Below are 23,934 nucleotides of genomic sequence, written 5' to 3'. Positions count from 1 at the left end.
AGGATTACTCTTTATCTTTTTTCTGAGCATTTCTTTCTTTAACAAGTTCAATAGCACCACCTGTTACCCAGTAAAGTACAAAAGGAACAAGGAACATCATTAACCAAAAACCGATTGAGATGATAGTAAGAAAAGCTAAGAAACCTAAATATTGTGTAAATTCCATTTTTCTGATTGTTTGAATTCAGCCCCAAATATAGGGCGAATATTTATTTTAACCAACAACTGTAAGCTAAAATCAATATAAATTATTTGGAAAATCATTTTTTAAACCTGCTTATAATGCTTATTTTTGGCAGGCTTTATAATTGCCATTCACATATACACACAATTAGAAGGCTTTTACCTAACAACGAACAAATACAACAATAAAACATTCTGAAAATGGAATACAGGATTGAAAAAGACACCATGGGTGAAGTAAAGGTACCTGCAGATAAATACTGGGGTGCTCAAACTGAACGTTCAAGAAACAATTTTAAAATAGGACCTTCAGGTTCTATGCCAAAAGAAATTATACAAGGTTTTGCTTACCTTAAAAAAGCGGCTGCTTATGCTAACCACGACCTTGGCGTACTTTCCGCTGAAAAGCGTGATGCTATCGGACAGGTTTGCGACGAGATTCTTGCCGGTAAACTAGACAGTGAGTTTCCTCTTGTAATATGGCAAACAGGTTCAGGAACGCAAAGTAACATGAATCTTAACGAAGTTATCGCTAACAGAGCTCAGGTTCTTGCCGGAGGTAAAATTGGTGAAGGCGAGCCTGTACTAAAAGCTAACGACGATGTGAACAAATCGCAGTCTTCTAACGATACCTACCCAACAGGTATGCACATTGCGGCTTACAAAGCTGTTGTAGAAGTTACTATCCCGGGAGTTGAAAAACTACGTGATACACTTAAGGCTAAATCACAGGAATATATGAATGTGGTAAAAATTGGCCGTACACACTTAATGGATGCTACTCCCCTAACTCTTGGGCAGGAACTTTCAGGTTATGTGGCACAACTTAACTACGGACTTAAATCTGTTAAAAATACCCTTGCTCACCTTGCCGAAGTTGCTCTTGGTGGTACTGCTGTAGGCACAGGACTTAACACTCCTGATGGATATGATGTAAAAGTAGCTGAGTACATCGCTAAATTTACAGGGCATCCATTTGTAACAGCTGAAAACAAATTTGAGGCACTTGCAGCTCACGATGCTATTGTTGAAACTCACGGAGCACTTAAGCAACTTGCTGTTTCCCTAAATAAAATTGCTAACGATATCCGTATGCTGGCTTCAGGTCCGCGTTCAGGAATTGGAGAGATCCTTATCCCTGAAAATGAGCCGGGATCGTCTATCATGCCAGGTAAAGTGAACCCTACACAGTGTGAAGCACTTACAATGGTATGTGCTCAGGTAATGGGTAACGACGTGGCTATTACTATCGGTGGTACGCAAGGTCACTATGAGCTAAACGTATTTAAACCGTTAATGGCAGCTAACTTCCTTCAGTCGGCTACACTTCTTGGTGATGCATGTGTATCTTTCGACGAGCACTGCGCACAAGGTATCGAGCCAAATTACAAACGTATCAAAGAATTGGTTGACAACTCTTTGATGCTTGTTACTGCACTTAATACTAAGATTGGTTACTACAAAGCTGCTGAGATCGCTCAGACAGCGCACAAAAACGGAACTACCCTGAAAGATGAGGCGGTACGTTTAGGTTATGTAACCCCTGAAGATTTTGATGCCTGGGTTAAACCGGAAGACATGGTAGGGTCACTGAAATAAGATCCTTCACTATTATACAAAGGCCGTTCGCTAAAAGTGAATGGCCTTTTTTATTTGATGTCATTTCAACCGAAGTGCAACGGAGTGGAGAAATCCCCAAAAAGCATATAATAAATCTTTATATTTGAAAATGAAAACAATTACCCGCCCTGCCGAAACAAAAGACCTTCCTGCCATACTGGAAATCGTAAACCATAACATACTGCATAGTACTGCGGTATATGATTACGAACCTAAATCAATGGATGATATGCAGGTTTGGTTTACTGAAAGACAACAGGACGGGTTTAAAGTAATTGTCGCTGAGTATGACGATAAAGTTGCCGGCTATGCCGCTTACGGAATCTTTAAGCCTAAAAAAGGTTATCAGTTTACTGTAGAACATTCCGTATATGTTTCCGATAATTTTCAGGGAAAGGGTATCGGTAAAATCTTAATGGCCGATTTAATTGCTATTGCAAAAACAGAAGGCATTCACTCCATGATAGGAGTTATTGATGCCGATAATAAATCGAGTATCGAATTTCATAAGCAATTCGGGTTTAAGGAAACAGGATTCCTTAAGGAAGCAGGATTCAAATTTGGCCGCTGGCTTGATGTTACTTTTATGCAGCTGATACTGGAGTAAACTACTTCTTCTCTACCCTCGCTAAAATATCATTCATCATATCGATTTGTATTTGCTGTATCTCAATAAGCGACTGCTCCTGATGCATTATCAGGTGGTCTATTTTTTCGTGCAACATACGTATCTCAAGCTCCGACTTCAGGTTTACCATATAATCATTCTGTGCTTTTTCGCGGTCTTTTTCGTTTTGGCGGTTCTGGCTCATCATAATAACAGGAGCCTGTAATGCAGCTACACACGAAAGAATAAGATTAAGCAAAATGAACGGATAAGGATCAAAGCCTTTATTAAGCAGTATAAAAACATTCAGGCCTATCCACCCCAACAGGAAACCAACAAACAGCATAATAAAAGTCCAGCTTCCTCCAAAGGAAGCTACTTTATCGGCAACATGCTGACCAAAAGTAATATTACTATCACTATCATCCGGATTATCAGACAATAACTTATCATTTTTAAGCGAGTCTATCACCCTTGTTTCCATTTCTGAGAGCTCGCCTACTTCTTTCCTGAGAAAATCGGCTATATATCTGGACCGGTACTGATTAAGCTCTCCTATTGACAGACTGCAGCTATCATCAAAGTTTGGCGCATCTTTTTTTATTTCATCAAGTATAGGCTGACGTACAAGTTTTGCAGGTACTTTTTCTTTGTTAGGAAATTCTTTTCCGGATATATCGCTTATAAATTTCATATTAAAACCAGTCTTTCCTTTTAAAATAAATAACCATGCAAATAGTAGTAAATACCATTATACCCCATACCCAAAAATATCCGTTTTCCGTACGTAATTCAGGCATATTGTCAAAGTTCATACCATATACCCCAACTATAAAGGTGAGAGGCATAAAGATAACCGAGAATATGGTAAGCGTCTTCATGATCTGGTTCATTCGTTGGCTTTGTGCCGAAAAATGAAAGTTTGAGGCACTATCAAGAGAAGTTAGGTCATAATCGATTTGATCCAGCATCTCAAGGCATTTTTGATGCAGACGTGCAAAAAACACATGTGTAGACTTCCTTATGGTTTCATACTCATCATCTTCGTCTTTAGCGCTTTTGAGGTTATACAAAGCGTCACGTAAAGGATTGATAGATCTTTTAATATAATTGAGTTCATCTCGGCTTTTTTCAATCCCAGTAATAAAATTTTCTCCTCCGCTTATCTTTCCGTCATGTAGTGCCTCTACCTTATCTTCAAAACGCTCGATTGTCACGAAGAAATTTTCCATAATCGCATCCAGCATGAGATATAATAAGTAATCATTCTTCTTTTTCCTGACTAATCCGCTTCCAGTCCTTATACGCTCTCTGATATGAGAGAAATAATCATTTTTCTTTTCCTGGAATGAAACGATTACATTGTCTTTCAGCAAAAAGCTTATCTGTTCGGTTTTTATTGCTCCGTTATCTTCTTCAGGTAAAACCGATTTAACGCTAAAGAACAGAACATCGCCAAATTCTTCAATACGGGTACGTCGTGATGTATTGATGATATCTCCCACAACATAGGGCTCTACATTAAAAAAACTCGTAATTTTCTGAATAAGCTCTACATCATGTAAACCATGTACATTAAGCCACTTTGTATCATTTATCTGAAGTTCATCCTTACATTCTGAAAAAACCCGTTCCAGCCCTACATTTTTATATTCTTCATATCCTTCTTCATCAAAAACAAAAAGCTGCATCTCTACCGGGTCGGTAGTATGCTCGCCAGTGTATTCAAAATTATAGGGTTGCACCCTGCGTACTTTACTATATTTTATTCTCTTCACAATATTGCATTTCTTATTATAAATATAGGAGTTTTTTAAAATCCATTCTATTTTTACAAAAAGTTTAATTGATGAAGACCCTTATTACAAATATCAAAGAATTACTTCAGGTTCGTGAGGCAGGAATAGCAAAAATATCAGGAAAAGAAATGGCTGGCCTACCGTTACTTAACAATGCCTGGCTTGCTATTGAAAACAATCTGATAACAGGTTACGGGACAATGGAAAACTGTCCGGATATTTCAGGTTATAATGTGATAGATGCCGAAGGAAAAGCAGTTTTGCCAGCCTGGTGCGACAGCCATACCCATATAGTGTATGCAGGGAACCGTGTTCTAGAGTTTGTAGACCGTATTAATGGTCTTAGCTATGAAGAAATTTTCAATCGTGGCGGAGGAATATTAAACTCAGCAAAAAAACTGAACGAAACCAGCGAAGATGATATTTATGAGCAGTCGAAACACCGTCTGGAGGAAGTAATAAAACAGGGAACCGGTGCTGTTGAGATAAAATCAGGTTACGGACTTACCGTTGAAGGTGAACTGAAAATGCTTCGCGTTATAAAACGACTAAAGAAAGAATATCCTGTAGCCATAAAAGCTACTTTTTTAGGGGCGCATGCTTTCCCTGCCGAATATAAAGAAAACCATAGTGGCTATATTGATCTTATAGTAAATGAAATGCTACCAAGAATAGCAGAGGAAAAACTTGCAGATTATATTGACGCTTTTCTTGAAACAGGATATTTCTCAATAGAAGAAACTGAACACATTATGGAAGCAGGTAAAAAATATGGTATGCCTGCCAAGATTCATGTAAACCAGTTTACAGCCATAAACGGAATTAAAGCCTGTGTAAAGCATGATGCACTAAGTGTAGATCATCTTGAAATTGTTACTGACGAAGATATTGAAGTCCTGAAAAATAGTAATACCATGCCGGTAGCGCTGCCTACCTGTTCATTCTTCATCAGTATTCCATACACTCCTGCCCGTAAAATGCTTGAAGCAGGATTACCATTGGCACTGGCGACAGATTTTAATCCGGGCACTACGCCATCAGGTAATATGAACCTTGTTGTAGCTACAGCTTGTATTAAAATGAAAATGACTCCTGAAGAAGCTATTAATGCCGCTACAATCAATGGAGCCTACGCAATGGGATTAAGCGATACACATGGTAGTATTACCATTGGTAAAAGAGCTAATCTTATCATTACAAAACCGGTAACTTCTTATTATCAGTTACCGTATGCCTTTGGGAGTAACCTTATTGAAACCGTAATCATAGAAGGTAAAACAATATAATCCCTATAATCCTTAACAATCCTGTTAAGGCAAATAAACGAAGGGCTTACTCAAAATGAGTAAGCCCTTGTTCTTTATAAAAGTGTGTAGTTTATGTAATACTTTTTTCCTGCACCAATTCTCTTGTAAGCCATCCACTTCGTCCCATAGTAGCAATGGCATAAGGTGTTATCCAAAACAAACAAAACGTGTAAAGTATACTATAAGAATATGCCCAAAAAGCGCCTTTAACAGTGTGTTTTTTGGAATAAAAAAGTACCGAAAAGCTTGAGAACACCAAAATACCTACTAAAGTAGAACTCAAGAAAAGTAAAGGATGTGTAGCAACAAATAAGAGCATTAGCAATATCAGCGGATAGGCCATTATGATTCTTATAAGTTGATTGATGAATAAAAGTCTTGCTCCAATCCTGCTTCCCTCGCGAAACTTAGCAAATATGAATTTTGACATCATTATGTTCTCCCTAATGTTACTCCTTCCCCATCGTATAAACATTTTAGATAATCCGTTAAGTTTTTCAGGAACATTCGTAAATACAACAGCATTTTTCTGGAATACTACATGATGTCCCTGTTTAAGTATCATATTGGTCATTGCGCGATCTTCACCTATGTTTGATGGTTGTCCCATAAAACTCTGATCTATCCATTCTTCAAGACAGTTAAACACAGCATCTCTTCTGTAGGCGGCCAGTGCGCCCGGCGTACACATTACTGATCCCAAAGCACTTTCGGCAGATCGCATAAACTCAAAGCTCATAGCAAAACTAACATTAAGCATTTTAGGGATAATGGCTTTCTTATTATTCAGTACACGAACGTTTCCTGCAACTGCGCCACAATTCTTATTAGCAACAAAAGGACTCACCAAATTGCGCAGGGTGTCGTGCATTACTACAGAATCGCTATCTACCGTCACAAAAACATCACCCCTTCCCGATTGAAAACCACGGTACAATGCGTGACGTTTACCTCTATTTTCCGGTTGTTGACAAATCGATATCCTGTCTCCCAGTTCCGCTTTGGCACGTTGCATCCATTGCCAAGTATCATCTTTACTGCCATCATCTATAGCCATTATTTCAAGCTTAGCCTCAGGGTAATTGCTTTTGGCAAGGCTAACCAAAGTATCGAAAACCAATCTGCCCTCATTATAAGCTGGCACAATTACAGTACATACCGGCAACAGGTCGTCAGAAACCGATTTAATGAGCTTATATCTAAAATAGAGTATTATATTATAAATGAAAAAGCAAGCTTGAAACAGGAATAATACACCGGTAAGTAATAATAAGGCTAAACCCCAATTTGTTGATAATCTGTCCAGATTTAATTGTTCGAATTCATCTTTCAGAAAAAAGACAGCTATAATAGCTCCTGTCAGTAGGAAAAATGTTCCGGACATTACAAATCTTTGTTTACGGCGTTGTGCCTTCAACTGTTTTATGATATTTATTTTCTGCGATTTTCCAGCAGGTTCTTTTTTCTTCATTTCCGTTTGAGGAAGTGAAGCAGTAGTTTGTGTGTAGTTTAACATTATAGGCATTTTTGGGGATGAATATACGGGTAAGTATACCCTGCTATCACAATTTTTAATAATCCAATACCAAAGATTATACCCTACAAAAAAAACACCTGTAAATCAACATATTAATAAAAAAAATACTTATTAATTTGTTCGTTTTTTCTACACTTTCCACACTTTTCTACACTTTTCGAACTGGGATTCAACAACACATCTAAACTGGGCATAAAAAAAGAGCCGCCCTTTTGAGGCAGCTCTTTCAATGCGTATTTTTTACCCTATTATCTAAGGTTGAATGTCGTGTTACCAACCAACTGGCCTTTATCGAATACATTTACAGTATAAAGTCCTTTAGCAAAGTCTTTTCCTGAAATTGTTTCTTTAACTTCCATAGTTTTGTTTTCATAAACAGCATTAGTAATAAAGCTGTAAGTAAGTGACTGGTCACCAAAAGCTTCAGTAGCTTTTTCACCAATTACATTGTTTTTAGGATCGATTACCTGTACATAGTATACTTTGTTACCTGCCTGAGCCACTTCGTTTGCAGCAATTGTAAAGCTAACCCTTATTACATCAACTCTACTTGCTTTATCCGTCTGAACCAGTTTACCTGAGCTTCTTTCTTTGTAAGGCTGAATGTGCAGGTTAAGAAGCTGAAGCTTCGCTGCTTTTTCAACCGTTCTAGAAAGTTTTTCGTTTTGTCCTACAAGTGTATCATTGTACCTTTTAGACTCTCCAAGCGCAGTTGCAGTACTATCACGCTGAGTAGTTAATGTAGCATTCTGATCTTTTAATGAATTGTTTTCAGCAATCAGAGCATCATAATCACGTTTAAGTTTGATGTACTGATTTTTGTAACGTGCTAAAGAAGCAGCATCTCCTTTAGACTTTTTAACTTCAGCAAGAAGTTCTTCAATTTTGGCACGTTCTGCCTCAAGATCTCCTTTTAATGAAGAGTTTTCTGCGATAGCAGCATCATAACTTGCCTTCTTTTCTTCAAGGTCATGAATAAGCTGTTCTTTTTCAGATAATAATGTTTTTTCTGTAGTCTCGCTGTCCGTACTCATTTTGTACATGTAAGCAAGACTTCCCACTAGTAATATTGCCAATATTACTATAATTGCCTTTAAGCTTGAATTACTTTTTTGATTTTCCATTGTTAAAATATTTTTTCCAAATTTATATTAATTTTAATTTGCCACTATGATTTTAACGAAAAATTAGCGGAATATAGTATTTTTGAATCCAACAAAAACATCATGGAAAACATAATAAGATTCACTGTTAACGACCTTACAAAATACACAGCACACCGAAGCGGAGAGATTAAATTCGGCGAAAGGATAATTACTGTTCCTAACGGAATAAGCATAACTGAATTTCTTAAATCGATTGAAGCTGAGTATGTTATGATAGGTATTCCTGAAGATGTAGGGGTACGTGCTAACTTTGGGCGTCCGGGTACTGCTTCAGCTTGGGAATCGGCTATCAAAAGTATTGTAAACCTTCAGCATAATAAATATGCCAAAGGAAGTAATCTTATCATATTAGGAAAAATTGATGTTTCCGCAATTATGGAAGAAGCAGCATCAATAGATGCTACCAGTGCAGAGGGGCGTAAAAAGCTATCTGAACTGGTAGATAAAATTGATAAGGATGTTGCCCATATAGTTTGCCAGATCATAGCAGCAGGTAAGATTCCGATTATAATTGGTGGAGGTCACAACAATGCCTATGGTAATATTAAAGGAACAGCTCTGGCCAAAGGTAAACCCGTAAGTGCCATTAACTTTGATGCCCACACCGATTTCAGACAACTTGAAGGACGCCATAGCGGTAATGGTTTTTCCTATGCTTTTGAAGAAGGTTTCCTTAAAAAATATTTCATTTTCGGGTTACATGAGAACTACACCTCTAAAGCTGTAATGGAAAACATAAAGAAACATTACGACCGTATTAAATTCAATACCTATGAGCAAATAAGCGTGCGAAAAGAAAAAAGCTTTTCAGAGGAAATGGCCCATGCACTTGGCTTTATAGAAGATGATCCGTATGGTATTGAGATCGACCTGGATTCGTTACCAAACATTGCCAGCAGCGCTATTACCCCGAGCGGATTCAGCGTAGAAAAAGTACGCCAGTTTATTCATTATTTCGGACAGCATAAAAATGCAACCTACCTGCATTTGTGCGAAGGCGCACCCGATCTTGACAACGAAAAGAATAACCACCTTACCGGAAAGCTTATCGCCTATTTGGTAACTGATTTTATGAAAGCGAAAAACGATTTTTAGATTGTTGGAATGTTGGATGATTCGACTGTTAGATTCTTAGATATTTCGATAATTATAAAAAATAAATAATTGACACTAAATGCATCGGTTTAAAGATTTAGAGATTTGGAAGTATAGCAGGGAATTTTGTACCCAAATATATTCAGTTACTTCATCTTTTGCTGAGTCAGAAAAATTCGGGTTGACAAATCAATTAAGAAGAGCATCAGTTTCTATAGCTGCTAATATAGCTGAAGGTTGTTCCAGAAGTTCTAATAAAGACTTTTCAAGATTTCTTGAAATAGCAATTGGTTCAGCCTATGAAGTTGAAACACATCTGCTAATATCTTCTGATTTAAATTTTTTAAATCAAGAAGATACTCACATACTCATCACTAAATTAGACAGAATCGTTAAAATGACATCTAAATTTCGCTCAACACTTAAATAAGTTGCTAAGCAGATTAGAATCCAAATCATCCAAAATCGAACTATCCAATCATCCAAAAATCAAGCTATCTAAAAATCAATCATGATGCCCATCAGGTTCAATATGAATCATGATTTCTATGAATTGTGGCAGAGTATGTTGTATATGATCTTTAACAGCATGCGAAATAGTATGTCCTTCAGTTACTGATAGTTCTCCATCAACCCATATATGTAAATCGGCGTGGTTAAGTACGCCCATCTTACGGGTATGGCATTTTTGTACATGGGTAACACCTTCAACTTCTGAAGCCAGCTCCCTAACTCTTTCATTCAAAGAAGGATCTAAATCTTCGTCGAGCAACTCTCCTATTGCCGGCCTTGCTATCTGATAGACATTGATAAGAATTATTACCCCAGCAAACAAAGCTGCATAATCATCTGCCGCTTCGTAGCCTTTACCTCCAATCAGCGAAATACTGATCCCTATAAAAGCAGCAAGTGAGGTAATAGCATCACTTCTGTGGTGAAAAGCATCTGCCTTAACAGCCTCACTGTTTATACCAATACCTACTTTTTTTACATAACGGTAAAGAATCTCCTTTGTGGCAATAACAATCAGTAAAATAATAAGTGTATAGGCTTTAGGTGATTTATGAGGTGTCATTATATTATGTACACTCTCCTTCCCTATTACAAAAGCTGCTATAGTAAGTGCTAAAGCTATACCAATAGCGATAAGAGCTTCTGCCTTACCGTGACCGTAAGGATGATCTTCATCGGCAGGTTTTGAGGCCCATTTAAGTCCGAGCCACAGCATTGTAGAAGTAAATATATCAGCGGTAGATTCTATAGCGTCTGCAATAAGAGCATAGGAATTACCGAAAATACCGCCCAAAGCTTTTAAAATTGCCAGTATTCCACTGACTATTATCCCAATAAATGTAGATTTGAGTGCTTTATTTTCAGTTTTTGCCATAACTGCGGTATATGATAGAGGGTAAATTTGAGATTGTAAAATTACGGCTTTATATGCCGCTATACCCTAAACATACGCTAATTTTTTTTAACCTATCTTTGCAACGTCTTCGCAGTTTCTGCAAAGAACTAAACATCATATACATGACATTCGACGAACTAAATTTAATTCGAAATATACAACAGGCCCTGGCAGAAGAAGGTTATAAAAATCCTACTCCTATCCAGGAACAAGCCATTCCTATTATTCTTGAAGGCACTGACCTTGTAGGCTGTGCACAAACTGGTACCGGAAAAACAGCGGCTTTTGCTATACCTATCATCAATGCAATACACCCTATTGTAGGTTCGATTAAGAAGGTAAAACATATCCGTGCCCTGATAATTACGCCTACCCGTGAGCTTGCAATACAAATAGGTGAAAGCTTTGATACCTACGGAAAATATACAAACATCCGCCAGCTTACCATTTTTGGAGGCGTTAACCAGATATCGCAAACTGATCAGCTTAAAAAAGGGGTTGATGTTCTTATAGCTACTCCTGGAAGATTGTTAGATCTTCATAAACAAGGGTTTGTAAATCTTGACCACCTACACACATTGGTGCTTGACGAAGCAGATCAGATGCTGGACATGGGCTTTATCAATGATGTGAAGAAAATTATCAAGCTTACGCCTGATAACAGACAGACATTATTATTCTCGGCAACCATGCCATTGGCAATTCGTGAGCTGGCAGACAGTTTCCTGACAAATCCCAAATATGTTTCGGTAACTCCGGTGTCATCTACAGCCGAGAGGGTTAAACAGCAAATATATTTTGTAGATAAAGGTGACAAACGTAAGTTGCTTTACCACCTTATCCGTAATGAGAACCTAAGCAACGTATTGGTATTTACCCGTACCAAGCACGGTGCTGACAATGTGGTGAAAGCCCTGAAAAAGAACGGAGTTGAAGGAGGTGCCATTCACGGGGATAAATCACAAAGTGCAAGACAACGAATACTGGATGCTTTTAAAAACAAGGAAATTCCGGTTCTTGTCGCTACCGATATTGCTGCCCGTGGTATTGATATTGAGAGTCTTCCGTATGTAATTAACTTTGATCTTCCTAATATTCCTGAAACCTATGTACACCGTATAGGACGTACGGGCAGAGCCGGAAATGAAGGCCTTGCCATATCTTTCTGCGGTAAAGACGAGCTTCCTTATCTCAAGGATATCGAAAAGCTTATCCGAATCAAGCTTAAAGTAATTGAAGGACATCCTTATCCTTATGCGGAGGAAACCAAATCGGACACTCCTAAAAAGCCTGATCTGCGAAACAAAAACAAGCAACAGGGAGGACAAAATAAATCAAGGAAGTCTGAGGCTTCTAAAAAAAATAAAAGACGCTGGTATTAATTCCAGCGTTTTTGCGTTATTAGTTTAGTTATATTCGCAGCAGAAAAAAGATAACCATGAAATACCTTATCATAGCTTTTATACTTATTGCGAGCCCTGGCTTTGCTCAGAAAAAAAAGCCCGTAGCAAAACCGGCTGCAACAAAATCTGCACCTGTCAAAAAAACAACTGAATGGGATGAGCTTGATAAAACCTTTGTAGCTTTTATAAAAGCATTGGAGAACAAAGATAAAATGACTTTTGATAGTATAGCGCTGGTAAAGTTAGACTGTGCTGAATGTCCGGGTAGTGACGAACAGGGAGATATTACGCATTATGTTCCTTCAGATGTATTTTATATTACTGTTGCCGAAGATTTTAAACTATCACCGGTTTATAAGGCACTAACCAGCAGAGGATATGCTTTCAATAGTATGATTTTAAAAGGATTCAAACCATCCTTTATTAAAGACGGTTCTGACTCTAAAGACCTTAAGGTATATGAAGTATGGGTTCCAACATATAAACCAAACGAATTATCAAAGGGCCATCCGGGATCAAGCCACGCTTTCCAGTTCGTAAAAGTTCACGGAGAGTTCAGGTTCTTCGGACTCACCTCACAAACTCTATAATTAACATGCCGGTTAGTCCGGCATTTTTTATACCTCATAATTTTACAGGTAAAACTTACGTTTATTAAGAATGTAATTGTACATTGGTAAAATGAAACACCCGAACACAAAGGCTTTTTGGCTCTATTACCGCATCACATCAATAACAAATCTTGCTTTCAGCGCCATATTTGCTGCCATTAAATTAGATTTTATCTGGCTGTTTTTGATTTATGGTACTTTCGGAACAGGTGTTGGTATACTCTTCTTTAATTATTATTATAAGAACCAATATTACTTTTACCACAACCTGGGTTACACACGAAGAAAATTGGCACAAAATACTTTTTTGGTCAACATCCCTATACTTATTATTGGTTTAACACTATTTCTAATTGGCTAATTATGCACACACTAATCATTAGCGAATTAGCAAAGAATTTTAAAAGCAAATCAGTTCTAGACTATATTGCTTTTGAATGCAAAACCGGAGATATAATTGGTATTCTTGGCCGTAATGGCACAGGAAAATCAACTTTGTTAAAAATACTGTTCGGTACATTGAAAGCTGATAAGATACGAGTATCAATAGATGGCAAAAATATATCACCGGAAGAAATTATCCCTCAACAGAAAATCGCTTACCTCCCTCAGGAATCATTTCTTCCAAAAAGTCTTAACGTAAGGGAGATTGTTCCTTTATATTTTAAAGAAGGTGACATGCAGGATAAAATATTGTATGATCCTCTTATAGCCCACATAGCCAATACTAAAGCCGGTAATCTATCAATGGGTGAACTGCGTTATTTTGAACTGATGCTTGTCAGTACACTCCCCAATCCTTTCCTTATCCTTGATGAACCCTTCTCCATGGTTGAAACATTATATAGGGAAAAAATCAAAGAGAAATTAATAAACCTGAAAACTACTAAAGGCATTATAATGACCGATCATTATTATCATGATATCCTTGAAACTGCGAACAGTTGTCTTTTACTGCGAAACGGACGTCTAATTACTGTTAATTCTATTGATGACCTTATCGGAAATGGTTATCTTCCCGCTTCAAATTATTAAGCCATGAAAAAACTTTTCATACTCTCTTTAATCTTGTTAACTTTTACCAATATAAATGCTCAGGATATCACGGTCATGTCCTATAACATCCGTCTTGATGTTGCCAGTGATGGCGAAAACCGCTGGGATAACCGTAAAGAAATGCTCGCCAGTCAGGTGCTGCAAAAGAATCCCGACTTTATGGGGGTTCAGGAGGCTTTACCGCAACAGATGGATTATCTTAATAAAAACCTTAAAAACTATAAATATATTGGTGTAGGCAGGGATGATGGCAAACGTGAAGGTGAATTTTCAGCGATATTTTATAATATCTCAAAGTACAAGGTTATTGAACAATCTACCATTTGGTTATCTCCCACACCTGATAGAGTCTCAATAGGTTGGGATGCTGCTTATAAGAGAGTATGTACTTATGGATTGTTTGAAAACCTGAAAACAAAACAGAAAATATGGATATTCAACACTCATTTTGATCATATAGGGAATATTGCTCGCCAAAAGAGTGCTGAGCTTATTCTCGATAAGATTAAAGCCGTGAATACAAATAACTTTCCATTTGTACTTACAGGAGATTTTAACCTCGAACCCGACAGTGAGCCCATTAAGCTAATAACAACACAATTGAATGACAGCAGGATTGTAGCAGAAGAAACCTCGGGTTCGGTAGCTACATTTAATGGCTTTAATATAAAAGAAAAACCTAAAGTCCGAATTGACTATGTATTCATTCCTAAAACCATTACTGTCAATAAATATGAGACTTTAGTAGACGTTAAGTACAACCGCTATCCTTCAGATCATTTTCCTGTGTATGTGGAACTGACAGTAAAATAAATATAAAAGCCCTTAATCAGATGATTAAGGGCTTTGTTTTTTATTGAGTTTAAATTTTATTACTCTACCACTACCTTATCAGTCTTAGCGACTACTACTATACAATATGGTGCTGTAAGCGCCATAGTAGCCATACCTTCCGGTTTGGTCTCTATAGTATTTATAATTGCGGTATTATCTTCAATCGTTACTTTACGTACACTAACACTGTATCCTCCTGTATTCTTTTGCCCCATGAAGATAGCTACCACATTGTTTTGGGAGAAATCCACAGTTGGCACATTAGACCAGCCCAGTTCTTTATAAAGTGCCGCAAGCTGCTCGCGCGATTTTACAACCACATTCGATTTGGCATCACGACCGCCATAAGCATCCTGCTTAAGTATTTCGAAAGCAACAGCCGCGTCGACCTGAATATTATTTACAATTTTAAAACTGCAGCTTGAAAGCAGCATAAGCATTAGGCAAAACGTAATTACTTTTTTCATAAGATTTGATTTAATGATTTATTACACCATTACATTTTTTATGCCATTTTTAATAATGTGAGTTTTTCTTACTTGGCATGCATCTTCAAAGCTTTGCGGTAAACTTTTTCATACATTGGTACAATCTGCTGTACATCAAACTCCTGTGAAACTTTAAGCGCGTTCGATTTGAACTCAAATAATTTTGCATCATCAGAAAGTATCTCGATGGCTTTTTCGGCCATATAGTCAACGTCGCCAACATTCCCAAGATAACCGGAAACCCCCTCTTTATTAACTTCAGGAAGACCTCCTGTATTACTTGATATTACAGGAACCCCACTAGCCATTGCTTCAAGTGCGGCAAGTCCAAAACTCTCTGTTTCTGATGGTAACAGGAATAAATCCGAAAAGCACAATATCTTGCTAATCTCGTGGCTGTTCCCAAAGAAAATAACCTTGTCGCTTATACCTAATTCTTCACAAAGCGCTTCAGCAGGAGCCTTTTCAGGACCATCACCTACCATCATTAGTTTGGCCGGCATTTTTTTTTGTATCTCATTAAATATTTTAATTACATCCGGAATGCGCTTTACCTTTCTGAAGTTACTGATATGTGTAACGATCTTCTGGGTTTCTGTAGCCATAAGCGAACGATGGCATTCTGACGTAGTATCTATACGATTCTTATCTATTTCAATAAAGTTAGGAATAACTTCTATTTCCCTTTTAATATCAAATAGTCTGTAAGTATCATCTTTAAGATCCTGCGATACTGAAGTTACTATGTCCGAATGGTTGATACTGAAGCTTACAGCAGGCTTATAAAATGGGTGATTTCCAACAAGCGTAATATCCGTACCGTGAAGCGTTGTTACCATTGGAATTTTAATTCCTTGTTCTTTCAGCATCTTTTTAGCCATATAGCCTGCATAGGCATGAGGAATGGCATAATGCACATGCAAAAGTTCTATACCATACAATTTAACCATATCTACCAGCTTACTGGACAATGCTAGTTCATAAGGCTGATAATGGAAAAGAGGATATTCAGGAACGTGTACTTCGTGGTAATGGATATTAGGATTTAAAAGTGCCAGCCTTACGGGTTGACTATACGTTATAAAGTGTATTTCGTGTCCCCTGCGGGCGAGTTCCAGGCCAAGCTCAGTGGCTACAACACCGCTACCGCCAAACGTGGGATAACATACTATTGCGATTTTCATAAAGTGTCTAATAAAGAGACGAATTTAAACAAAAAAACAGGGCAAAGCCCCGTTTTCTATGGAAATTAACGTAATCGTTATCTGTCAAAAAATTAACGCTTTAAATTCTTTTCATAAAGCTCAATCCATTGCTGTGGTGTCATTTTACCAACCAATTCAGCAATTAATTCAAAAGGGATTGCATCTGGCTTTTTAAAGCGAATACAACTTTTGCCCATATCCAGCTTGTATTTACTGTGTTTGGGAAATTCAGCCACAAACCAGTCATGTAGTTCTTTATCAGCATAAATTCCCATATGATAAAAAGCAATAAAACTCTTTTGAGATGCTATTGCCAAAAAAGGAAGTGCCTGTTTAGGATCGCAATGGTAACCCGCGGGATATAAAGAATGAGGAACAGCCCATCCTAACATACCATAAGAAACGCCTTCACTAAATCCCTGTGGCAGATTATCAGTAATAGCCTTGCGAAGCTTCATCATTGGTGCTTTCCTGTCTTCAGGTATAGCGTCCATGTATTGGTCAGCGGTATCAACAAAGTATTGCATAACTTATATTTTTGTTTGTTTGATAAACTTACTCAATAATTGCATCCTGAATAGCTTTCTGTATATCCTCCCTAATGTTCTCTTTAGAAAGCCTGTTTTCACCTGCGTCCGGATAGGTGCGATTAGAAAGGAAAACATAAACGATCTCAGTCTCAGGATCGGCCCATGTCATAGTACCTGTAAATCCGGTATGCCCAAAGCTTGCTTTAGAAACACATCCGCATGTAGGCCCTGATTTCTCTAGCTGTGGCTTATCAAAGCCAAGCCCTCTCCTGTTACCTTCCTTACAGTTATAACATGTATTAAAGGTATCAAAAGTATGAGCAGAAAAATACTGTTTACCTCCATAATTTCCTTTCTGAAGATACATCTGCATAATCTTGGCAACATCCATCGAATTAGAAAATAATCCTGCATGTCCAGCAACTCCGTCTTCCATCGCCGCTGCCATATCATGAACATACCCCTGAATCTCTGTGTAACGGAAGTAGTTGTCAATTTCAGTTGGCGGAATATTACACATATCCCATCTACGCAATGGATTGTATGAAGTTGAAGCAGCTCCAAGCGGCTTATAAAAGTTTTTATACGCTAAATCATCCAAAGACTTACCTGTTTTACGCTCCAGATATTCTTTTAAAAGAATGAATGAAAAATCACTGTACTTATATTCCTTTTTCTTCAATAGCTTACTATCGGCAATTCGCTTAACAATAGTATCCTGATAACCTTTTATCAGGAACAGGTTTTCTGTAACCTGATTGGGAAATTCGGGGCTGTAAAAGTTTCTGTAAAGCAACGAATCGGGTTTCTTATTACTATCAAGTGTCTGCTGATAAAATGGCATCCATGGCTGAAAACGTGCCTGATGCAACAGCATGTCTTTTAATGTGATATGCTTTTTATCCGTATCCGCAAAAACAGGCAGCATATCACCTAACTGGGTATCAAGTTTGACCTTTCCTGTATCATACAACTGCATGACGTTAGGTAGTGTTGCCAATATTTTGGTTAATGAAGCAACGTCATAAATGTCAGAGTTTTTTACTTTTATATCATTTGCATAGGTATGATAACCAAAAGATTTCTGATAGATAACCTTACCCTTTCGGGCAACCAGAACCTGAAGGCCCGGCGTCATTTTCTCATTGATGGCACGTTGTGCTATCATATCAATTTTACTCAGTTTAGCCGAACTCATCGCTACGTTTTCAGGTGTGGTAAAACCAAGTCTGTTGGTAGTTTTGGTAAACACACCATCATTTAGCTTAAATGTTGAAGCTATGCTTACAGGGATTTTCCCTTTAGAACCTAATGCGCCAAACACAATTTCTGCAGCAACAGTCTGTGCAATGGCATTGTTTTGATAAGCCAGTATAACTGTTTTAATATTCTTAAAGCTCTTAATTGGGGTTAGTGAATAGGGTTTGGCAAAATGGGTAAATATTACACGCTTGTTCTTTGCAATGGTATCAAGCCAGGTAAGTTCTTTGGCTGAAAGATCGTGTTTTTTCCAGGCACCATCAGCTTTATGATAGCCAACAATAACTGTAGTAAAATCTTTTAGTTTAGCGCTAAGCAAATGGAGACTATCTTCCTGAACTTCGGTAACTTCAGCATATTTCTGAAGTGTTGTCAGATAATTCGAACCGTCGTCATCACCTAACTTAACATAAGCAATTTTCTCATTCTCAAGAGCCATTACCGGCACTGTCTCTTCTTCATTCTTTAGAACTGTAACCGCATTTTCGTACAGTTGATAGTTCAGATCATCGTATTCGTGCCCATTCAGGTCATTATACAAATTCGTCAGATCGATTGGCTTATAATGATTAAGACCTCCTCTGTATTTATATGCCAATATTTTTTTTACCGATAATTGTAGGCGCTCCTCTGATAGTACGCTATCAGCATAAGCCTGACGGAACTTTTCAATCGCAACAGGAACATTTTCGGCAAAAAGCAAAACATCATTCCCTGCCAAAAATGCTTCAAGATCAATATCACCCGGTTGCATATAACTACTGGCTCCTTTCATATTAAGCGCATCTGTAAAAATCAGTCCTTTAAAGCCAAGTTCACCCTGAACAATGTTAGTAACCACGTTATAGGATAACGAAGTAGGATAATTAGGCATAGGTTCAATACTAGGCACATTCAGGTGAGCAACCATTATACTCGAAAGACCTTCACTAAATAAACGTTTGTACGGGTAAAATTCTACATCATCCAAACGTTCTTTAGTAAAATTAAGAAAAGGCAAAGCGTGATGTGAGTCGGTAGCCGTGTCACCATGCCCCGGAAAGTGTTTTCCCGTAGCAAATACACCTTCACTTTGAATACCTTTCATAAGAGCTGATGCTCTCTCCGTAACCATAAACTTATCTTCACCAAAAGAACGGTTACCAATTATGGGGTTTGATGGATTTGTATTAATATCCAGAACAGGAGCAAAATTAAAATGGATACCCATTCTTTTTGCCTGTTTTGCCATTTGCTGCCCCATTTTTTCAATCAGTTTCATATCCTGAACACCGCCAAGAGTCATGTTCCATGGATAGCGATAGGTTGAATCAAGTCTCATACTCAATCCCCATTCTCCATCTATACCTATGAACAATGGTACTTTGGATTTTTCCTGATAGCGGTTTGTTAGCCTTGCCTGTCTTACAGGACCTCCCTGAAAAAAGATTAGTCCACCAATTTTGTAATCAGTAATCAGCTTTTCTACACCTCTTTCATGAGATGCGTCTTTATTAGAATAAGCAGCAACCATGAAAAGCTGTCCAACCCTTTCTTCAAAAGACATACGTGTATAAATGCTGTCCACCCATTTTCTTTCAGCATCAGAGCTGTAATCACTAAAAACTTTCGAGTTCTGTGCAGATACCAATTGAATGGCAAACAAGAAAACTATTACAAAAAGCCTCATTAAATAATTGTGTTTTTTAAAATAACAAATCATCATTACCAATAGTTAATGATGATTTATATATAGTATTATGGTGTATTTGATCTTAAAAAAAGCGGCTATGCCAACTCTCTCCCGCAGGAACCTCCCAAAAATCCTGCCATTCTCCAACAGTATTTACAAGATTATTGAAAACTATTGTGTTAGCAGATACTGCTTTTTCTTTAGCCATTTTCTTAAAATCGATAAGTGGCTTATAAGCAATATGTTCGCCTAGCTTAAATGTTACATTCATCTTATCTAACAGGTCAACGCCATACTTCTGTTCTAAAGCCTGGATAAATTGTACCGAAGCATCGATAGAACAACCTGTAGCAGCTTGTGTACTCTGATTTATGGCAATAATAATAAACCTGTTGTATTTAACTTGATAAGAAGCCTCAAGACCTGCACCATGTGCAGTCCAGCTTTCAAGGAATTCCTTGAGTGATACTTCTATTTCAGCAATTTCCTCATCAGAGAATTTTCTGTTAGACTGATATATCCATATTCTTGATTCTTCAGGCAGGGTTTCAAACGGAACGTACATAATCTCTTATCTTATAAATCTTTTGCATTGGCAATCAATTCTGCCACATCCATCACTTTAATATCATGCTCCCTGTTCTTAGCTTTTACACCATCGGTAAGCATCGTGTTACAAAACGGGCAACCTGCTGCAATAATATCCGGCTGTGTTTCAAGAGCATCTTCTGTTCTCTCAACGTTTACGTCTTTATTACCTTTTTCTGGCTCTTTAAACATCTGTGCACCACCGGCACCACAGCAAAGACCGTTAAGCTTAGAACGTTTCATCTCTACTAATTCAGCATCCAGCTTTTCCATAAGGTCACGGGGTGCTTCATAAATATTATTGGCACGTCCCAGATAACAAGGATCGTGAAACGTAATCTTTTTACCTTTAAACTGGCCACCTTCAATGGTAAGCCTGCCATCATCCAATAATGATTTCAGGAATTCTGTATGGTGAACCACTTCATAAGTACCCCCAAGTTCAGGATACTCATTTTTTATGGTATTAAAGCAGTGCGGACAAGCAGTAACAATCTTCTTAACATCATAAGCATTAAGAACCTCGATATTTGCCATTGCCTGCATCTGGAATAAAAACTCGTTTCCTGCTCTTTTAGCAGGATCTCCCGTACAGCTTTCTTCAGTTCCTAAAACAGCAAAAGGTACTTTGGCACTGTTAAGAATCTTAACAAATGCTTTAGTTATTTTTTTTGCCCTGTCGTCAAAGCTTCCCGAACAACCTACCCAAAATAAAACTTCAGGTTGCTGGCCGCTGGCCATCATGTCGGCCATAGTCGGTACTGTAAAATTATCCTCAGTCATACTATTATTTATTCGTCTTTGCCATCGTCAAAGACCTGAATTGTAACTTCTTTATCTATAAGGTCGGTAAACTTACCTCTGTAACGTGTCGCTTTTACAAGATGATTGTCTATCCAGTGGTAGTTTCCTCCTCTTGGTTTACCCATTACCATACCATGGTATTTAAAACCATGTTCTTTAAGCCATGTTTCGGTTACTTCCCTGTGAGCTTCAGTACGCGATGTAAAGAAAAAGATTATATGACCTTCATCATACCATCTGTTAAGGGTTTCAAGCGCATCCGGATATACCTGAGCTGTAACCATTCTTTCAGGCTCCTCATTAGGTATATCATCACAAATAGTACCATCGATATCAATAAGGTAATTTTTGATATCCGGAGGAAGAACAGGGCTAAGATGTTCCCCGTTTTCAGTAATCTGCTGTAAATTTTTGTCGATGTCTTCTGCTTTCATTACGCTTCGTCTTTCCAGTTTAACCTATCCATCTGGCTATACTGCCATGGAGCTCCATTGTTCTCAATATTGGTCATCATCCCGTTAAGTTCTACCGGAGCAGCACTTTGTTCCATAACCAGATACCTTCTCATATCCATAATAATAGATAGCGGATCGATGTTTACAGGACAGGCTTCAACACAACCATTGCAAGTTGTACATGCCCATAGCTCTTCAGGGGTAATATAGTCATTAAGCAACGATTTGCCATCATCAACAAACGTTCCTTTATTTTTATCAATGTTCTTTCCTACTTCCTCTAGCCTATCACGCGTTTTCATCATGATATTACGAGGTGAAAGTTTTTTACCTGTAATATTCGCAGGACAAGATTCTGTACAACGACCACATTCAGTACATGTGTAAGCATTCATTAACTGAACCCAGTTTAGATCCTGAACATCACTTGCTCCAAATTTCTCGGGAACAGCCCCCTCTTCAGCAGGAGGTGCCGCTGCAAACGGATCAGCATTCGGATCCATCATCAATTTAACTTCTGCCGTAACAGATTCCAGGTTTACAAACTTACCTTTAGGCTTAAGGTTAGCAAAATAAGTATTAGGGAAAGCCAGTAATATATGCAGGTGTTTAGAATAATACAAGTAGTTCATGAAAACTAAAATTCCAACTATATGCATCCACCATGCCGCTCTTTCAATAAGAATCACTGTTCCTTCAGACATTCCTTCAAACAAAGGCGAAATGAAACCTGATATAGGGAAAGATCCTGCCTGAACATAATGATGCGCGCCCGCCGCCTGAAGGTGTCCATCGGCAGCATTCATAGTAAGGAACAATATCATCAGAACAGTTTCGAAATACAGAATATAGTTAGCATCGTTTTTAGGCCAGCCTTTAAGATCGCTATGGATGAATCTTTTTAACTTAATGATATTCCTTCTGATCCAAAATATGGCTACAGATACAATAACACCAAAAGCCAAAAGCTCAAACGTACCGATAAGAAAACTGTAAAAGCCTCCCATAAAAGAGAAAACTCTGTGAGTACCCGCAATACCATCAACAATTATTTCAAGCAGTTCAATATTGATAAGTATAAAACCAACATATACTATAATATGTAATATACCCATTACAGGCTTCCTTACCATTTTAGACTGCCCAAGAGCAATCATTGCCATATTATTCCAACGTTCTCCCGGATTATCAAAGCGATCTACGTTTCGACCAAGCTTAATATTGCGGATTAGTTTTTTTACATTAATAGCAAAGTAACCAAATCCTGCTGCAAGGATTAAAACAAATAGTATATTATCTAAGTAACTCATATAGTAAAGTGATTGCTATAAAATCAATACGCTTATTTTTTTTCTTCCTTAACTAGCGTTTCGGTATAAGGAGTTCCTTTTTTACCAAAAACAGAGAAGTGAACATAACGTTTAGGATTCTGTTTGAAATCTGCTAAAAGCTCCTTTAGTTCTTTAGATGCCCCATTAAGATTATTATACATTGCATCATCTTTCATAAGCTTACCTAAAGTCCCTTTTCCTGAATTCACATCATTCATAAGGTTATCCACCTTAGCAAGCGAACCTTCAAGATTTCTCACAGTTTGTGCCAGATTAGCTGCATCGATTGAATCTGATAATTTTGAGAAATTAGCAGTTGTATGATTCAGGTTTTTCAACGTAGCATCTATGTTATTTTTATTACCTGCTAACATCGCATTAAGAGTACGTGCAGAACCACTGAACTCCTTCATTGTAGCACTCATTTCAGCAATAGCTATGCGAAGATTCTCCTGAGTCTTAACATCCATCACATTTTTAAAACCATGTAAAAGACTGTCAGCTGTTACAATTGTTGACTCAACTTTTGCCTGTAGCGGAGACAACCTATCGCCAACCTCAGATAGCATATCGGGTTTTTCACCGCTTTTAAGTTCGGCTCCATCCTCTGCAAGAGTAGTGTTTTTCATATCAGGAATGATAGCAATCTGCTTACCTCCTATAATACTTGGTTTATAAAGAACTGCCTGGCTGGTTGTAGAAATAGGAAAATTAGTCTTTACCTGCATTTCTATCCTTAGCTTTCCGCTGGTTTGATCGATAAAAGATATATCATTAATCTTACCAACTACCAATCCGTTTAGCGTTACCGGAGCCGACGGAGACAACTCCTCTACGTTATCATATATAACGTAATATGTTTTGTATGAATTAAATAAATCGGTACCTCTTAAAAAATAAAATCCCCATATAAACAATAATACGGATGATATAACTAATACCGCGGTCTTAACTTCTCTTGATACTTTCAAAATG

At 37.7% G+C, this 23,934-nt stretch carries 25 protein-coding genes; 10 read left to right on the top strand and 15 right to left on the bottom strand.

Annotated elements, in window-relative coordinates; genetic code table 11:
- Nucleotides 1-4 precede the first annotated feature (4 nt).
- The gene (locus DEU42_RS17515; RefSeq protein WP_199509052.1) at nucleotides 5-166 is read right to left on the bottom strand and encodes a hypothetical protein; all 162 of its coding nucleotides are present in this window, start codon (nucleotides 164-166) and stop codon (nucleotides 5-7) included.
- Nucleotides 167-384: 218 nt separating this feature from the next.
- On the opposite strand from DEU42_RS17515, the gene fumC reads away from it, so the two are divergent.
- Both fumC and DEU42_RS05360 read left to right on the top strand, forming a co-directional pair.
- The gene (gene fumC / locus DEU42_RS05365) at nucleotides 385-1,782 is read left to right on the top strand and encodes a class II fumarate hydratase (protein WP_114757257.1); all 1,398 of its coding nucleotides are present in this window, start codon (nucleotides 385-387) and stop codon (nucleotides 1,780-1,782) included.
- Nucleotides 1,783-1,912: 130 nt separating this feature from the next.
- Nucleotides 1,913-2,410 (top strand): GNAT family N-acetyltransferase, encoded by a 498-nt coding sequence (locus DEU42_RS05360; RefSeq protein WP_114757256.1) that lies wholly within the window; start codon nucleotides 1,913-1,915, stop codon nucleotides 2,408-2,410.
- A gap of 1 nt (nucleotide 2,411) precedes the next feature.
- Here DEU42_RS05360 and DEU42_RS05355 read toward each other — a convergent pair whose 3' ends face one another.
- A complete protein-coding gene (locus tag DEU42_RS05355) occupies nucleotides 2,412-3,104 on the bottom strand; it encodes a DUF1003 domain-containing protein (RefSeq protein WP_114757255.1) in 693 nt (230 codons plus the stop codon).
- A 1-nt stretch (nucleotide 3,105) separates the two neighbouring features.
- Complete coding sequence (gene corA / locus DEU42_RS05350) at nucleotides 3,106-4,188, bottom strand: magnesium/cobalt transporter CorA (protein ID WP_114757254.1); 1,083 nt, start codon at nucleotides 4,186-4,188, stop codon at nucleotides 3,106-3,108.
- A 71-nt stretch (nucleotides 4,189-4,259) separates the two neighbouring features.
- On the opposite strand from corA, the gene hutI reads away from it, so the two are divergent.
- Complete coding sequence (gene hutI, locus DEU42_RS05345; protein WP_114757253.1) at nucleotides 4,260-5,495, top strand: imidazolonepropionase; 1,236 nt, start codon at nucleotides 4,260-4,262, stop codon at nucleotides 5,493-5,495.
- Nucleotides 5,496-5,586: 91 nt separating this feature from the next.
- On the opposite strand, the gene DEU42_RS05340 is transcribed toward hutI, so the two are convergent.
- Both DEU42_RS05340 and DEU42_RS05335 read right to left on the bottom strand, forming a co-directional pair.
- On the bottom strand, nucleotides 5,587-7,032 hold the full coding sequence (locus DEU42_RS05340) for a glycosyltransferase (protein WP_233506622.1): 1,446 nt from the start codon (nucleotides 7,030-7,032) through the stop codon (nucleotides 5,587-5,589).
- A 269-nt stretch (nucleotides 7,033-7,301) separates the two neighbouring features.
- Entirely contained in the window at nucleotides 7,302-8,177 is an 876-nt protein-coding gene (locus DEU42_RS05335; RefSeq protein ID WP_114757252.1) for a hypothetical protein, read from the bottom strand.
- 102 nt (nucleotides 8,178-8,279) lie between these two features.
- Here DEU42_RS05335 and DEU42_RS05330 point away from each other — a divergent pair, with 102 nt between their 5' ends.
- The gene (locus DEU42_RS05330) at nucleotides 8,280-9,314 is read left to right on the top strand and encodes a formimidoylglutamase (protein ID WP_114757251.1); all 1,035 of its coding nucleotides are present in this window, start codon (nucleotides 8,280-8,282) and stop codon (nucleotides 9,312-9,314) included.
- A gap of 79 nt (nucleotides 9,315-9,393) precedes the next feature.
- Nucleotides 9,394-9,744, top strand: a complete 351-nt coding sequence (locus DEU42_RS05325) for a four helix bundle protein (RefSeq protein ID WP_114757250.1) — start codon at nucleotides 9,394-9,396, stop codon at nucleotides 9,742-9,744.
- 75 nt (nucleotides 9,745-9,819) lie between these two features.
- Here DEU42_RS05325 and DEU42_RS05320 read toward each other — a convergent pair whose 3' ends face one another.
- Nucleotides 9,820-10,701: a cation diffusion facilitator family transporter gene (locus tag DEU42_RS05320; protein WP_114757249.1), complete on the bottom strand. Its 882-nt coding sequence runs from the start codon at nucleotides 10,699-10,701 to the stop codon at nucleotides 9,820-9,822.
- A 143-nt stretch (nucleotides 10,702-10,844) separates the two neighbouring features.
- Here DEU42_RS05320 and DEU42_RS05315 point away from each other — a divergent pair, with 143 nt between their 5' ends.
- The 5 genes from DEU42_RS05315 (at nucleotide 10,845) to DEU42_RS05295 (ending at nucleotide 14,605) form a co-directional block, all read left to right on the top strand.
- Nucleotides 10,845-12,104, top strand: coding sequence for a DEAD/DEAH box helicase (locus DEU42_RS05315; RefSeq protein WP_114757307.1), 1,260 nt, complete (start codon nucleotides 10,845-10,847; stop codon nucleotides 12,102-12,104).
- Nucleotides 12,105-12,160: 56 nt separating this feature from the next.
- Nucleotides 12,161-12,715 carry a hypothetical protein gene (locus tag DEU42_RS05310; protein ID WP_114757248.1) on the top strand — a complete coding sequence of 185 codons (555 nt, stop codon included), beginning with the start codon at nucleotides 12,161-12,163 and terminating at the stop codon, nucleotides 12,713-12,715.
- A gap of 91 nt (nucleotides 12,716-12,806) precedes the next feature.
- On the top strand, nucleotides 12,807-13,097 hold the full coding sequence (locus DEU42_RS05305; RefSeq protein WP_114757247.1) for a hypothetical protein: 291 nt from the start codon (nucleotides 12,807-12,809) through the stop codon (nucleotides 13,095-13,097).
- Between the two features lie 2 nt (nucleotides 13,098-13,099).
- Nucleotides 13,100-13,771, top strand: a complete 672-nt coding sequence (locus tag DEU42_RS05300; protein ID WP_114757246.1) for an ATP-binding cassette domain-containing protein — start codon at nucleotides 13,100-13,102, stop codon at nucleotides 13,769-13,771.
- 3 nt (nucleotides 13,772-13,774) lie between these two features.
- Nucleotides 13,775-14,605, top strand: a complete 831-nt coding sequence (locus tag DEU42_RS05295) for an endonuclease/exonuclease/phosphatase family protein (protein ID WP_114757245.1) — start codon at nucleotides 13,775-13,777, stop codon at nucleotides 14,603-14,605.
- 59 nt (nucleotides 14,606-14,664) lie between these two features.
- Here DEU42_RS05295 and DEU42_RS05290 read toward each other — a convergent pair whose 3' ends face one another.
- From DEU42_RS05290 to DEU42_RS05250, 9 genes are all read right to left on the bottom strand, one after another.
- Nucleotides 14,665-15,093 (bottom strand): protease complex subunit PrcB family protein, encoded by a 429-nt coding sequence (locus DEU42_RS05290; RefSeq protein ID WP_114757244.1) that lies wholly within the window; start codon nucleotides 15,091-15,093, stop codon nucleotides 14,665-14,667.
- A gap of 68 nt (nucleotides 15,094-15,161) precedes the next feature.
- The gene (bshA, locus tag DEU42_RS05285) at nucleotides 15,162-16,298 is read right to left on the bottom strand and encodes an N-acetyl-alpha-D-glucosaminyl L-malate synthase BshA (protein WP_114757243.1); all 1,137 of its coding nucleotides are present in this window, start codon (nucleotides 16,296-16,298) and stop codon (nucleotides 15,162-15,164) included.
- A 92-nt stretch (nucleotides 16,299-16,390) separates the two neighbouring features.
- Nucleotides 16,391-16,846 (bottom strand): DUF1801 domain-containing protein, encoded by a 456-nt coding sequence (locus DEU42_RS05280; RefSeq protein WP_114757242.1) that lies wholly within the window; start codon nucleotides 16,844-16,846, stop codon nucleotides 16,391-16,393.
- Nucleotides 16,847-16,874: 28 nt separating this feature from the next.
- Nucleotides 16,875-19,778 carry a glycoside hydrolase family 3 N-terminal domain-containing protein gene (locus DEU42_RS05275; RefSeq protein WP_114757241.1) on the bottom strand — a complete coding sequence of 968 codons (2,904 nt, stop codon included), beginning with the start codon at nucleotides 19,776-19,778 and terminating at the stop codon, nucleotides 16,875-16,877.
- Nucleotides 19,779-19,863: 85 nt separating this feature from the next.
- Nucleotides 19,864-20,346 (bottom strand): ABC transporter ATPase, encoded by a 483-nt coding sequence (locus DEU42_RS05270; protein WP_114757240.1) that lies wholly within the window; start codon nucleotides 20,344-20,346, stop codon nucleotides 19,864-19,866.
- Nucleotides 20,347-20,357: 11 nt separating this feature from the next.
- Nucleotides 20,358-21,152, bottom strand: a complete 795-nt coding sequence (locus DEU42_RS05265) for a (Fe-S)-binding protein (RefSeq protein WP_114757239.1) — start codon at nucleotides 21,150-21,152, stop codon at nucleotides 20,358-20,360.
- 8 nt (nucleotides 21,153-21,160) lie between these two features.
- The gene (locus tag DEU42_RS05260) at nucleotides 21,161-21,607 is read right to left on the bottom strand and encodes a phosphoheptose isomerase (protein ID WP_114757238.1); all 447 of its coding nucleotides are present in this window, start codon (nucleotides 21,605-21,607) and stop codon (nucleotides 21,161-21,163) included.
- On the bottom strand, nucleotides 21,607-22,938 hold the full coding sequence (locus tag DEU42_RS05255) for a (Fe-S)-binding protein (protein ID WP_114757237.1): 1,332 nt from the start codon (nucleotides 22,936-22,938) through the stop codon (nucleotides 21,607-21,609). The genes DEU42_RS05260 and DEU42_RS05255 overlap by 1 nt, the downstream gene beginning before the upstream one ends.
- Before the next feature lie 32 nt (nucleotides 22,939-22,970).
- Nucleotides 22,971-23,930, bottom strand: coding sequence for an MlaD family protein (locus DEU42_RS05250; protein ID WP_114757236.1), 960 nt, complete (start codon nucleotides 23,928-23,930; stop codon nucleotides 22,971-22,973).
- Nucleotides 23,931-23,934 lie beyond the last annotated feature (4 nt).

The sequence above is a fragment of the Flavobacterium sp. AG291 genome (assembly GCF_003350375.1).
In the GTDB taxonomy this organism is placed as follows: Bacteria; Bacteroidota; Bacteroidia; order Flavobacteriales; family Flavobacteriaceae; genus Flavobacterium; species Flavobacterium suzhouense.
The sequence above is the reverse complement of the archived record's forward strand: the minus strand, read 5'-3'. Positions and strand labels throughout refer to the sequence as shown.

Coding starts and splice junctions, on each gene's coding strand:
- DEU42_RS05255 (WP_114757237.1), bottom strand. CDS start 22,938: ATGAGTTACTTAGATAATATACTATTTGTTTTAATCCTTGCAGCAGGA.
- DEU42_RS05330 (WP_114757251.1), top strand. CDS start 8,280: ATGGAAAACATAATAAGATTCACTGTTAACGACCTTACAAAATACACA.
- DEU42_RS05355 (WP_114757255.1), bottom strand. CDS start 3,104: ATGAAATTTATAAGCGATATATCCGGAAAAGAATTTCCTAACAAAGAA.
- DEU42_RS17515 (WP_199509052.1), bottom strand. CDS start 166: ATGGAATTTACACAATATTTAGGTTTCTTAGCTTTTCTTACTATCATC.
- DEU42_RS05360 (WP_114757256.1), top strand. CDS start 1,913: ATGAAAACAATTACCCGCCCTGCCGAAACAAAAGACCTTCCTGCCATA.
- DEU42_RS05305 (WP_114757247.1), top strand. CDS start 12,807: ATGAAACACCCGAACACAAAGGCTTTTTGGCTCTATTACCGCATCACA.
- DEU42_RS05315 (WP_114757307.1), top strand. CDS start 10,845: ATGACATTCGACGAACTAAATTTAATTCGAAATATACAACAGGCCCTG.
- DEU42_RS05310 (WP_114757248.1), top strand. CDS start 12,161: ATGAAATACCTTATCATAGCTTTTATACTTATTGCGAGCCCTGGCTTT.
- DEU42_RS05340 (WP_233506622.1), bottom strand. CDS start 7,032: ATGTTAAACTACACACAAACTACTGCTTCACTTCCTCAAACGGAAATG.
- DEU42_RS05260 (WP_114757238.1), bottom strand. CDS start 21,607: ATGAAAGCAGAAGACATCGACAAAAATTTACAGCAGATTACTGAAAAC.
- DEU42_RS05265 (WP_114757239.1), bottom strand. CDS start 21,152: ATGACTGAGGATAATTTTACAGTACCGACTATGGCCGACATGATGGCC.
- DEU42_RS05335 (WP_114757252.1), bottom strand. CDS start 8,177: ATGGAAAATCAAAAAAGTAATTCAAGCTTAAAGGCAATTATAGTAATA.
- DEU42_RS05275 (WP_114757241.1), bottom strand. CDS start 19,778: ATGAGGCTTTTTGTAATAGTTTTCTTGTTTGCCATTCAATTGGTATCT.
- DEU42_RS05280 (WP_114757242.1), bottom strand. CDS start 16,846: ATGCAATACTTTGTTGATACCGCTGACCAATACATGGACGCTATACCT.
- bshA (WP_114757243.1), bottom strand. CDS start 16,298: ATGAAAATCGCAATAGTATGTTATCCCACGTTTGGCGGTAGCGGTGTT.
- DEU42_RS05295 (WP_114757245.1), top strand. CDS start 13,775: ATGAAAAAACTTTTCATACTCTCTTTAATCTTGTTAACTTTTACCAAT.
- fumC (WP_114757257.1), top strand. CDS start 385: ATGGAATACAGGATTGAAAAAGACACCATGGGTGAAGTAAAGGTACCT.
- DEU42_RS05270 (WP_114757240.1), bottom strand. CDS start 20,346: ATGTACGTTCCGTTTGAAACCCTGCCTGAAGAATCAAGAATATGGATA.
- DEU42_RS05325 (WP_114757250.1), top strand. CDS start 9,394: ATGCATCGGTTTAAAGATTTAGAGATTTGGAAGTATAGCAGGGAATTT.
- DEU42_RS05290 (WP_114757244.1), bottom strand. CDS start 15,093: ATGAAAAAAGTAATTACGTTTTGCCTAATGCTTATGCTGCTTTCAAGC.
- DEU42_RS05300 (WP_114757246.1), top strand. CDS start 13,100: ATGCACACACTAATCATTAGCGAATTAGCAAAGAATTTTAAAAGCAAA.
- DEU42_RS05320 (WP_114757249.1), bottom strand. CDS start 10,701: ATGGCAAAAACTGAAAATAAAGCACTCAAATCTACATTTATTGGGATA.
- hutI (WP_114757253.1), top strand. CDS start 4,260: ATGAAGACCCTTATTACAAATATCAAAGAATTACTTCAGGTTCGTGAG.